We start from the raw sequence: 10,493 nt of genomic DNA on the forward strand, positions 1-10,493 counted from the left end.
AATCAAATTACTAGACCAATACTGTAACAAATAAAAAAAACTGCTACTTATTACTCAAATAAAACTTTTATACCTTTATATCTCAACTTAACAGCATCTTTCAGGTAACGAAAGAATAAAATTTAATAAAGAATGGCAAACCCACTAATTCAGATCACCGATATTAAGCGAAATTTTGTTCTAGGAAATGAAATTGTATATGTACTTAAAGGAATTAATTTACAAATCAATAAAGGAGAATATGTTGCATTAATGGGACCTTCAGGATCAGGTAAATCTACTTTAATGAATTTATTAGGCTGTCTTGACACCCCTACATCTGGAAATTATATTCTTAACGGAAAAGATGTGAGCCAAATGCGTGATGATGAACTAGCCGAAATTAGAAATAAAGAAATAGGTTTTGTGTTTCAAACTTTTAATCTATTACCAAGAACGACTGCCTTAGACAATGTAGCCTTGCCTATGATTTATGCTGGTTTTTCAAAATCAGAAAGAAATAAGCGTGCCACCGAAGTACTGGAACAAGTAAACCTTTCTGATAGAATGGACCACCAACCCAATCAGCTTTCTGGAGGTCAAAGACAGCGTGTGGCCATTGCAAGAGCATTGGTAAACAAACCTTCTATTATTCTTGCTGATGAGCCTACAGGAAACTTAGATAGTAAAACCTCTGTAGAAATCATGAAGCTTTTTGGCGATATTCACGCACAAGGAAACACCGTAATATTAGTAACGCACGAAGAGGAAATTGCTGCTTATGCACACCGTGTCATTCGTTTGCGTGATGGTCTTATAGAAAGTGATGTATCAAAGTAATCCGTATTCTGTTGCAGTTTACAGTTTTATTCAATAAAAAGTAGGTCCTTACCAAACAATGATCCAGTATTATTTTGACAGTAATTTTTAGAAAAAAACTTAAATTCAACTACAGTAAAACGAATTAGAAATTCCCCTACGAGTGCTAATCTAGAGTAGAAAAATATAATTTTAATTTCTTTTTAAAGCACTGCATAAACTTCCCCATACATGAAAATCGCTTTACTAACCTGCGAAAAACTTCCTGATTTAAATCCTGAAGATCAAAAACTAATTCCAGCACTGGCACAATATAACATTCAGGCTATAGCTGCAGTTTGGGATGATGCTAACATCAATTGGTCACAATTTGACTGCTTGGTATTTAGAAATACCTGGGACTATTTTGAGAAAGAACAAGCGTTTATACTTTGGCTTGACCAGATTAAAAAATTAGGCGTAAAAACACTAAACACCATTGATACGGTAAAAAATAACATCCATAAATTTTATTTAAAAGAGCTAGAGCAAAAGGGAATTCCCATCATTAAAACTCTATTTATTGACAAAACCCAACAGCTGGATTTAAACAAACTTATACCAAATCACTGGAATAAAGCAGTCATAAAACCCGCTTTTTCGGCAGGATCTTATCTCACCGAAGTGTTTGACAGAACACAAATTCAAGCGATAAACAATCAATATCAATCTATAGCTGCCAGTAAAGAATTGCTGCTTCAGGAATTCATGCCAGAGATTCAAACATTAGGTGAAACATCATTCATTTTCTTTGACAAGAAATTCTCTCATGCTGTGAATAAAAAACCCGTTTCTGGTGATTTTAGAGTACAATCACTATACGGAGGAAAGTACACGCTGGTAGAACCATCAGCAGAACTCATCCAAAAAGCACAAAAAGTAGTCAACACTTTTCAAGAAGATTTACTATATGCCCGCGTTGATGGAATCGTCATTGAAGAGGTACTTTATTTGATGGAAATAGAATGCATAGAACCTGATTTATATTTTAACTTAAGTGCTAATTCATTAGACCAATTTGTTCCAGCATTAATAAAATTAATAGCTTAAATTTGTTTTTTTTATAAAACTAAGATATCATTAATGAAAGTATATACAAAAACTGGCGATAAAGGTACTACAGCCCTTTTTGGCGGTACACGAGTAGCCAAAGATCATGCTCGTATAGAAAGTTACGGAACTGTTGACGAATTGAACTCTCACATAGGTCTTATTCGGGACCAAGATATCAATGCGCATTACAAAGATATATTGATAGAAATTCAAGACCGTCTTTTTACAGTAGGAGCCATTCTTGCTACTCCGCCAGAAAAAGAAGTTAAGAAAAACGGCGACTTGCGTTTGCAAAATTTAGGCATTATTGAAACGGATATTGAATTATTAGAAAATGAAATAGATGCTATGGAAGAAGCTCTACCACCAATGACACATTTTGTATTGCCTGGTGGTCATACCACTGTGTCATATTGTCATATTGCACGCTGTGTATGCCGAAGAGCAGAGCGCCTAGCCGTACATTTAAGTCATGATGAACCCGTTGTTGAAATCGCAATTAAGTACTTAAACCGACTTTCTGACTACCTTTTTGTGTTGGCACGAAAGTTGTCCTACGACTTAAAAGCGGATGAAGTTCAATGGATTCCTAGAAAATAGTATTCAGCTAGCAGTGTGCAGTCTCAGTTTGCAGTTTTATACTGATCACTGAAGACTGATCACTGAAGACTAAAAATAAACGTTCTTAACTTTAACTAAAAATAAATCGTTTTTTACTTGTATTTTTCAGTAAAAAATTTATTTTTGCACAAAACTAAATCGACAACAGATGTATTGGACATTAGAATTAGCATCGTATTTAAGTGATGCACCATGGCCTGCTAACAAAGACGAACTTATTGACTACGCTATTAGAGCTGGAGCTCCATTAGAAGTAGTAGAAAACCTTCAATCTATTGAGGATGAAGGCGAGATATATGAATCAATGGAAGAAATATGGCCAGATTATCCCACAGACGAAGATTATCTTTGGAATGAGGATGAATATTAAAAAGCAAACCAATTAAAAAGTCTCAAAAGAGGCTTTTTTTTGGTTTAAATTTACAGAAATACACAATTAGAAATATAAAAATATCATGAGTTTCATAAACAGCATAATCAAGGTTTTTGTGGGCGACAAGTCTCAAAAAGACGTCAAAGCACTACAACCCTATCTCACTAAAATTAAAACATTTGAGGAACCCCTTAAAGCTTTATCACATGATGAGTTAAGAGGTAGAACTGTTTTTTTTAAAGAAAAAATCAAACAAGATGGCGCAGACAAAGACGCTAAAATTGCTGCCCTAAAAGTAGAAGTAGAAAGCATTGTAGATATTGACAAGAGAGAGGATATCTACGTGGCTATTGATGCCCTTGAGAAAGAAGCTTACGAAATTTCAGAAAAAACATTAATGCAAATCCTTCCTGAGGCTTTTGCAGTGGTAAAAGAAACAGCCAGACGTTTTAAAGACAACACCCAAATTGAGGTAACTGCTACCCCAAAAGACCGTGAACTATCTGCCACAAAAACATACATCACCTTAGATGGAGACAAAGCCATTTGGGCTAATTCCTGGAGTGCTGCAGGTAAAGAAATTACCTGGGACATGATTCACTATGACGTTCAGTTAATAGGAGGAATGGTATTGCACGAAGGTAAAGTTGCCGAAATGCAAACCGGTGAAGGAAAAACATTAGTAGCTACATTGCCACTTTACTTAAATGCCTTGACTGGAAACGGAGTACACCTTGTAACGGTGAATGATTATCTTGCAAAAAGAGATAGTACCTGGAAAGCACCATTGTTTGAATTTCACGGTATGACTGTGGAATGTATTGACAATTACCAGCCAAGCTCTGAAGGTCGTAAAAAAGCCTACGATGCAGATATTACGTATGGTACCAATAATGAATTTGGTTTTGATTATTTAAGAGATAACATGGCTCATTCTCCAGATGACCTTGTACAAAGAAAACACAATTACGCAATTGTAGATGAGGTTGACTCCGTATTGATTGATGATGCTAGAACACCTTTGATCATTTCAGGACCAGTTCCACAAGGAGATCGTCACGAGTTCAATGAATTAAAACCAAAAATTGAAAACCTAGTAAGTCTTCAACGTCAATTAGCAAACGGATTCTTATCTGAAGCTAAAAAACTAATCAAAGAAGGAAACACTAAAGATGGTGGATTTCAATTGCTAAGAGCTTACAGAAGTTTGCCTAAGAATAAAGCATTGATTAAATTTTTGAGTGAAGAAGGTATCAAACAACTGCTTCAAAAAACCGAAAATCAATACATGCAAGACAACAAAAGAGAAATGCACAAAATTGATGAGGCATTGTATTTTGTTATCGAAGAAAAAAACAATCAAGTAGAATTAACAGATAATGGAATCCAGTACCTATCTGGTGATACAGATGCTGACTTTTTTATTCTACCAGACATTGGAACTGAAATTGCCAATATCGAAAAGAAAAAATTAGAGAAAGACCTTGAAGCCGAAGAGAAAGAAAAATTATTTCAAGACTTCGGGATCAAAAGTGAGCGTATCCATACCTTAACACAGCTTTTAAAAGCCTACGCTTTATTCGAAAAAGATGTAGAGTATGTAATCATGGACAATAAAATCATGATTGTAGACGAGCAAACAGGTCGTATCATGGACGGTCGCCGTTATTCTGACGGATTGCACCAAGCCATTGAAGCCAAAGAAAATGTAAAAATCGAAGCAGCTACACAAACTTTTGCAACGGTTACTTTGCAAAATTATTTCAGAATGTACAACAAGCTGGGCGGAATGACTGGAACTGCAGTTACAGAAGCGGGTGAGTTATGGCAAATATACAAGCTTGATGTAGTAGAAATCCCTACTAACAGAGGTATTTCTAGAAAAGACAAAGAAGATTTCATCTACAAAACAACTCGTGAAAAATTCAACGCTGTTATTGAAGATGTTACCGAATTGTCTAAAGCCGGAAGACCAGTACTTATTGGAACAACATCGGTTGAAATTTCAGAATTACTAAGCCGAATGTTGAAAATGCGTGGCGTAGCACACAATGTCTTGAATGCAAAAATGCACAAGCAAGAAGCACAAATTGTGGAGGAAGCTGGAAAACCAGGCGTAGTAACCATTGCCACAAACATGGCTGGTCGTGGTACCGATATCAAATTATCTCCAGAGGTTAAAGCTGCCGGTGGACTTGCTATTGTAGGTACAGAGCGTCATGACTCGCGTCGTGTAGACCGTCAATTACGTGGTCGTGCAGGACGTCAAGGAGATCCAGGAAGTTCTCAGTTTTATGTATCGCTTGAGGACAACTTAATGCGTTTATTTGGTTCTGAGCGTGTAGCCAAAGTAATGGACCGTATGGGATTACAAGAAGGCGAAGTGATTCAGCACTCTATGATGACTAAATCTATAGAACGCGCTCAAAAGAAAGTAGAAGAAAACAACTTTGGAGTACGTAAGCGTTTGTTAGAATATGATGATGTAATGAATGCACAGCGTGAAGTAGTCTACAAGCGTCGTCGTCACGCCTTGTTTGGCGAACGCTTAAAGCTAGACATTGCAAACATGCTTTATGATACCTGCGAAGTAATTATTGAGCAAAACAAAGCAATAAATGATTTCAAGAACTTTGAGTTCGAATTAATACGATATTTCTCCATCACATCTCCAGTAACCGAAAGTGAGTTCGCCAAAATGAACCCAATGGATCTTACCGGAAAAGTATACAAAGCAACATTAGATTATTATACCGAAAAAACAGCACGTAGCGCCCGTGAAGCATTCCCGATTATCAAAAGCGTTTATGAAGATCAAAACAACCAGTTTGAGCGCATCGTAGTTCCATTCACGGATGGAATTAAATCTTTGAATGTAGTTACCGACTTAAAAATGGCTTACGATTCTCAAGGCGCACAACTAGTTGCTGATTTCGAAAAGAACATCACACTAGCCATTGTAGACGAAGCGTGGAAAAAACACTTGCGCAAAATGGATGAGCTAAAACAATCTGTTCAATTAGCCGTACACGAGCAAAAAGATCCGTTGCTAATTTACAAACTAGAGGCCTTTAACTTGTTTAGAGCCATGATTGATAATGTGAACAAAGAAGTAATTTCATTCTTGTTCAAAGGAGATTTGCCAGCACAAGAAAACCAACGCATTCAAGAAGCTATTGATGTAACTCCCGTTGAGGATTACACCACTTCAAAAGATGAAATTGTAAGCAGCGAAAGTGCAAATCAAGAAGCCATGCAAACACAGCAACGTCAAGTTACAGAGACCATCACTCGCGACATGCCAAAAATCAATCGCAATGACAACGTAACCATTCAAAACGTGGCCAACGGTCAAACACAAGAAATGAAATACAAAAAAGCCGAAAGCCTAATCGCCTCAGGACAATGGGTATTAGTGAACTAAAACCTTATATTTCAAGATTCATAAAACTCCACTGCGCAAGTAGTGGAGTTTTTTTATTCTATTTTTTTACGGGAGCTATTCCCGCCATACGCTGCAAGCTATTTGGTTTCAAACCCTTTTTACAGGCGCTTTCAGGAGCTTCCTACGGTCGCTCTGCCAGCGCCATAAAAAGTGGTTTTCAACCGGCATAGGCTTTGCGCTACTGTCAGGGCTATACCGTGAAACTACCCAAAAAGAAAAAAGAATCATCCAAAAGCAAACTAATCCTTAAAAAATCAAAATGGCTTTCACATCCAAATAAATACATCAGAAAAGTACACAACAAATTAAAAGTCCGTTTGATGATTTATAAGAGAAATTTATTATATTTGAAATTAAATAAAACCTGACTCTTGTCAGACAAAGCCAACCAATTGAGGTGTGATATGTCTGATTTTGTCAGACATATATACAAGTTACTTGCTATTTTAAAAGAAAGACGGAATGAAATACGAAGAAATATTTAAACAAATTAATTCTACAAAAGACAAGTACAAAATCTCGAATTTGATTTGGGAACTACTAAAAATAGAACCAGACGAAAATTATATTCAAAAATTAATAGAACTCACATATAAGCAAAGAGAAATAAAAACCTCTGCAATAACAATTTTACAAAAATTTAATTCTCCAGAAAAAATAGAAGATTTTGTTATTTCAAGAATAGAAATCGAAAAAGATAAAGTCATATGTTGTAACTTCATCAAGATACTTGGTCTAAATGGGACAGTGAAGTCATCAAACTTTCTATTAGATTTTTACAAAATTACCAAGAGTAAAGATGTAAAAGGAACAATAATCCATACATTAGAAACTTTATATATTCGAAATAGAATTGACATACAAAACACTGATAAATTAACTAAAATCATAGGGAATTCATACCCGTTTTTTCAAGGATATTGGAAAGAATTAAAAAAATCTAAAAAAAACAATACTCAAAATTGGAAGACAGTAGCAATAGAACAACTTTCATCAAACAATTTAAACTTAGTTTTTAAATATGACAGTGATATTGATTTTCATTTACAAATTGAAAAAATGAATTCCAATTTCATTAGGTACATAAACTTAACTGCAATTTTTAAGAAATACAAAAGCAGCTATTCAAAATATTATACGCCACAACAATTTTATCTATCAGAAAACAGATTGTTTGACTCATTATTTGACAGAACGAAAGAAATGAGACCAGACATTTTTAAAGATTCAATTATTAACCTTATTGAAGCTGAACTAATGCCCAAACTTGAAAGCAAAATTTCACAATGGAAGACATTACAAACAATGCCATTTGAAGATTTTGAAAAAAAGCAAACTTCAATAATCAACACATTATATGATACAAATTGGGATTGGGTAATAGCTCATCAAATGACTCAAAGCATAGACATGTTTAATGACAATCCAGACAAAAACTTGTATATTGATTTCATAAAAGAAAAATGGAGTGCTAGTGACAAAGAAAATTTTCAAATCAACGATTATCTTGACGAACAAAAAAACAGCAAGTAACACACGCTACAAGCAATTTGGGGATTTGGTTTAATTTGAAAATGGTCTTGTATTTGGAAGATTTGGCAAATCCGAAAAATGGGCTTAATTTAGTCCCAAACTACTTGTAGCGCGGGAACGTTATGTGCTATTTTACCACGACTAAAAGTATAAACTAAAATTATTGAATATGACGCCTAGAGAAAGATTAACACATATTTTACGGTTGCAGACAATTGATTTTTTAAACACTAAAGGTTTTTTATTTATTGATTCAAAATCACAATTCACTAGAACAGTAAATAAAATTAAACACATTATTTACTTCGAGGGAAATAAATGGAATAACTCTGACACGTCAGCAGATTATAGGTTACTCTGCAGACTCGAAATCAAAGAATATCCAAAATGGTATATTGAAACCTATCAGACTGACCAAGCCACACATCATCAAGGTAGAATTGACAAAAAAACAATTTCTCAACCATCACCCAGTAAAAACTATAGAGTAAATTGGGACGCACACACACAAATAAATGGGAAATACGACCTATTAAAATATTCAGAATTAGAGATCAAAGAAAATATATTTAAAAATATAACGAATTCAATTCTACCATATTTAGAAATATGCTCTACTTACTCAGGAATCGCAGAATATTCATTAGAACCACTTAATTCGTTTGACTATTATATGATGGATAATAATAAAAGTAAAGCTTTAGAAATTCTTGAAGGATTAATTATTAAAATCAAAAACCTAGACAAATCTAAGTTGAATTTAGATGATGAATTTGTTCAAAAAAGTGTTGAAAACACTTTAAATATGACTAATTTAAGAATTCAAAAATTTTTTCCAGATTTAAAAGAAGTAAATTTAGACATATAAAAACAGCACATAACACACGTAGCTGTTGCGCAACTCTCTTAAAAAAGTAAAATTTCAAGATAAGCGTAAAAAACAACCTCGTTTAAGGATTTTTAAGCGAGGTTTATTTTTGGTTTTAGGTTGTAGTTTGTAAAAATAAAATGCCTTAAAAAGTCAGTTTTCAAGTCAATGAAAGCTGTTTTTAGAGAAGTTGGTACTTTTGCTTGTATTTCACTTACAACTCCGGCTTTTGTTTTTGTTTTTTTGGTGATAAACTTCAAGTATTTCTTAAGATTATAGGTCAACGCTGCCATTAAAACGTGTTTGTTGGCTTGCTTGATTCCTCTTGTGTTTACGCGCTTCATATTGGTAAAATTGACCAACGTTCCTATTACTGGTTCTACGGTTTTACTTCTCACTCGCACCATTTGCTTGGCATAGCGTGCGTTTTGAGTCAGTTTTTGGTGCATTCGATCGTAGTGTTCCTTGTGGATGCTGTGATCTATCTTTTTATACTTAGTGCTTTTTCCGCAGCATTGTTCTCGTAGTGGACAGTTTTTGCAATCGCGCTCACTACTTCGATAGCTGTTTTTGGTGTAGCTTTTGCTATCGTTCTTTTCGCCTTTAAAGAGTAAAATGGCTTTGTTGGAACCTTCTTTGATGCATTCATATTGGTTGAGTTCTTTGTTGAAAATAAAACCTTCTCGCTCGGGTTTGTACTGTCCGAAGTTTGGAATATAGGCATCGATGTTTTTTTGGTGCAAATATTTTAACGCTTCTCCACTACTATAACCTCCATCGGCTAAAAGTTCTTCTAATTCAATGCCATTTTCATTTAGATTTTCCTCTGTTAATTCTACTATTTTTTGCACGCACTGACTATCGCGTTTGTCTGCAAAATCAGAACAGGCGCCTGTTATTACATGATGAGCATCGTCTACAGCTATTTGTCCAAAATAGTTTAACTGTCTTGCTTTTCCTGGTTTTACACTTACCCTAGCATCAGAATCGGTGGGAGAATAATGGGTGTGATTCGATACAAATCTCGGACGTATTGAATTGCCGTGTTCATCTACTTTATCAATGTTGAAGTTAGGATTGGGTTGGCTCTTGTAAGCTTCTTTTTTCCAATTATGGTGTTGTTCTACTAGTTTCTTTCTAGTGCTGGTAGTTTTAAATTCGCTGTTTTCTTCTAATTCATCTACAAAGGCACTGGCATCTTCCAATACTTCTTTCTCTACCAAACTATCCATAGAGGCATTGGCTTTGATAAAAACACTGTCCACGGCTTGACGCTTGCCGCGAATCATACCTTTGGAAACACATAGTTTTAAAACGGCTTTAAACAAACTTAAAAACACTTCTTCACCATATAACTGACGCGTGCGACTAATGGTGCTGTGCCAAGGCAATGCTTCGTCAATGTCATACCGAATAAAAAGGCGAACATCTAAACAATTTGAGCAATATTCGATGAGTTTCCTATCCGAATTTATGTTGTTTAAATAGCCTACCAAACAGATTTTGAAAAACACAACGGGATCAATGCTCTCCTGTCCTTCGTCTCCATAATACTTTGCAGTAGCTTTATATAAAAAATGAAAATCGATAGCTGTATCAAGCAATCGATAAAAATTATGCTCAGGAATCAGGTCCTGTAAATGAACTTGATAGAGCATTTTTGGCGTGAGTTCTTTTCTTCCTTGCATAGTTAAAAATACAATTTCTTTTACTTTTTTGCAAGTTTTTTTTGATATATTTGTTCGAGTTGTGCAACAAGCACA

8 protein-coding genes are annotated in these 10,493 nt (G+C 34.9%); 7 read left to right on the plus strand and 1 reads right to left on the minus strand.

Annotation, left to right across the window (positions count from 1 at the left end):
• The first annotated feature begins 132 nt into the window (after window positions 1-132).
• From FJV36_RS06445 to FJV36_RS06475, 7 genes are all read left to right on the plus strand, one after another.
• Window positions 133-819, plus strand: a complete 687-nt coding sequence (locus FJV36_RS06445) for an ABC transporter ATP-binding protein (protein WP_086454014.1) — start codon at window positions 133-135, stop codon at window positions 817-819.
• Between the two features lie 210 nt (window positions 820-1,029).
• Complete coding sequence (locus FJV36_RS06450; RefSeq protein WP_158730017.1) at window positions 1,030-1,887, plus strand: RimK family alpha-L-glutamate ligase; 858 nt, start codon at window positions 1,030-1,032, stop codon at window positions 1,885-1,887.
• Window positions 1,888-1,920: 33 nt separating this feature from the next.
• On the plus strand, window positions 1,921-2,490 hold the full coding sequence (locus FJV36_RS06455; protein ID WP_158730016.1) for a cob(I)yrinic acid a,c-diamide adenosyltransferase: 570 nt from the start codon (window positions 1,921-1,923) through the stop codon (window positions 2,488-2,490).
• 169 nt (window positions 2,491-2,659) lie between these two features.
• Entirely contained in the window at window positions 2,660-2,881 is a 222-nt protein-coding gene (locus tag FJV36_RS06460) for a DUF2795 domain-containing protein (protein ID WP_007138072.1), read from the plus strand.
• Window positions 2,882-2,966: 85 nt separating this feature from the next.
• Window positions 2,967-6,308 carry a preprotein translocase subunit SecA gene (secA, locus tag FJV36_RS06465; protein WP_158730015.1) on the plus strand — a complete coding sequence of 1,114 codons (3,342 nt, stop codon included), beginning with the start codon at window positions 2,967-2,969 and terminating at the stop codon, window positions 6,306-6,308.
• A gap of 483 nt (window positions 6,309-6,791) precedes the next feature.
• On the plus strand, window positions 6,792-7,862 hold the full coding sequence (locus FJV36_RS06470) for a hypothetical protein (protein WP_158730014.1): 1,071 nt from the start codon (window positions 6,792-6,794) through the stop codon (window positions 7,860-7,862).
• Window positions 7,863-8,031: 169 nt separating this feature from the next.
• Window positions 8,032-8,730, plus strand: a complete 699-nt coding sequence (locus FJV36_RS06475; RefSeq protein ID WP_158730013.1) for a hypothetical protein — start codon at window positions 8,032-8,034, stop codon at window positions 8,728-8,730.
• Window positions 8,731-8,822: 92 nt separating this feature from the next.
• On the opposite strand, the gene FJV36_RS06480 is transcribed toward FJV36_RS06475, so the two are convergent.
• Window positions 8,823-10,493: IS1182 family transposase (locus FJV36_RS06480; RefSeq protein ID WP_233264608.1), on the minus strand; the 1,671-nt coding region annotated here is incomplete at its 5' end.

It is taken from the genome of Flavobacterium sp. I-STPP5a, from assembly GCF_009764685.1.
In the GTDB taxonomy this organism is placed as follows: Bacteria; Bacteroidota; Bacteroidia; order Flavobacteriales; family Flavobacteriaceae; genus Flavobacterium.

Coding starts and splice junctions, on each gene's coding strand:
- FJV36_RS06445 (WP_086454014.1), top strand. CDS start 133: ATGGCAAACCCACTAATTCAGATCACCGATATTAAGCGAAATTTTGTT.
- FJV36_RS06450 (WP_158730017.1), top strand. CDS start 1,030: ATGAAAATCGCTTTACTAACCTGCGAAAAACTTCCTGATTTAAATCCT.
- FJV36_RS06455 (WP_158730016.1), top strand. CDS start 1,921: ATGAAAGTATATACAAAAACTGGCGATAAAGGTACTACAGCCCTTTTT.
- FJV36_RS06460 (WP_007138072.1), top strand. CDS start 2,660: ATGTATTGGACATTAGAATTAGCATCGTATTTAAGTGATGCACCATGG.
- secA (WP_158730015.1), top strand. CDS start 2,967: ATGAGTTTCATAAACAGCATAATCAAGGTTTTTGTGGGCGACAAGTCT.
- FJV36_RS06470 (WP_158730014.1), top strand. CDS start 6,792: ATGAAATACGAAGAAATATTTAAACAAATTAATTCTACAAAAGACAAG.
- FJV36_RS06475 (WP_158730013.1), top strand. CDS start 8,032: ATGACGCCTAGAGAAAGATTAACACATATTTTACGGTTGCAGACAATT.